The organism is Alcanivorax sp. HI0083 (assembly GCF_001635175.1).
In genome coordinates this window covers 1-1,303 of the sequence record NZ_LWFX01000451.1, presented here as the reverse complement: position 1 = coordinate 1,303, position 1,303 = coordinate 1, and the positions used below count along the sequence as shown (strand labels likewise).

The 1,303-nt window shown below is 61.5% G+C and carries 2 protein-coding genes; both read right to left on the bottom strand.

Annotated elements, in window-relative coordinates; translation table 11 throughout:
* Positions 1 to 591, bottom strand: a 591-nt coding sequence (locus A3754_RS04630; protein ID WP_231880484.1) for a tetratricopeptide repeat protein, incomplete at its 3' end; no start/stop codon positions are given.
* A gap of 17 nt (positions 592 to 608) precedes the next feature.
* Positions 609 to 1,303, bottom strand: a 695-nt coding sequence (locus tag A3754_RS04625; protein ID WP_197468459.1) for a HisS family protein, incomplete at its 5' end; no start/stop codon positions are given.

Here is a 1,303-nt window from a genome sequence, read left to right as displayed (position 1 = left end):
ACCGTTGTCCTGCAGGGTTTCCAGCGCCTGGGTATACGCCTCTGTGGCGGCCTGCTGGTCGTCACGGGCTTTTGCCAGGTCGCCACGCAGCTCCAGCGCCATGCCATTAAAGGCAGCCGGGAAGCTGTGATCGAGCTCGGCGGCGGCTTTATCGTAGGCCTGCTGCTGCAGCAACACACGCACCAGGCGCAGACGTGCCGTGTAAGTCAGCGCATCGGTGGCGCCGTCGTCAGCCACATCTTGCAGCAGGGAAGCGGCTTTATCGTACTCGCCCGCCTGTACCGCCAGGCGCGCCTGGGCCAGGCTGGCATAGTCCGCATAGGCGCTGCCGGGGAAATCCTCTTTCAGGGCTTGCGCCTGTTTGTTCACTGCCGCTTCATCCACTTGCTGTGCGGTCAGCGATTCCACCAACACCTGATACTGCCTGGACGCTTCGGAGGACTGCTCCCCTTGATGGCCTTGCCACTCACGCCAGCCAATCAGGGCTGCCACGGCCAGTACCACGGTAATAATCGCGGCGGTACCGTTCTTCTGCCACCACTCTTTAAGCAGCTCCGCCTGTTCCTCTTCATCGCGCATGTAATCTGCCACCCTGCTCTCCTTTCTTATTAATTGTCCGCCAGGAGCGCTACCAGCTCACTGGCAACCTGATCCCGGGATACTTGCTGCTGCTCGCCCTGGCCACGCAGGGGTTTGACCATAACACTGTTACTGGCCAGTTCATCCTCGCCGATAATCAAGGCCACCGCGGCACCGCTGCGATCGGCTTTTTTCATCTGGCTTTTGAAGCTGCCACCACCGCAGTGCAACTGGATTGCACGGCCGGGCAAGGCATCGCGAAGCTGTTCGGACAATGCCATGGTGGATGCCAATACATCCCCCATGGCCATCACATAGACGTCCACCGGCGCCGACAGTTCCGGCTTTTCCTGCTCGATAAGCAAAATCAGCCGCTCGACCCCCATGGCGAAGCCCACCGCCGGGGTCGGCTTGCCGCCCAACTGCTCCACCAGCCCGTCGTAGCGACCGCCGGCACAGACGGTGCCCTGGGCGCCGAGGGCATCGGTGACCCACTCGAAAACGGTCTTGCCGTAATAATCCAGCCCGCGCACCAGATACGGGTTCACTTTATAAGCAATGCCACTGGCATCGAGCAAGGCTTTCAGCCCTTCAAAATGGGCGACAGCCTCGTCATTCAGGTAATCGGCCAGCTGCGGCGCATCCTTGAGTACCTCGCGGGTGCCAGGGTCCTTGCTGTCGAGCACGCGCAGCGGGCTGCGCTCCAGACGCTTCTGGGAGTCCC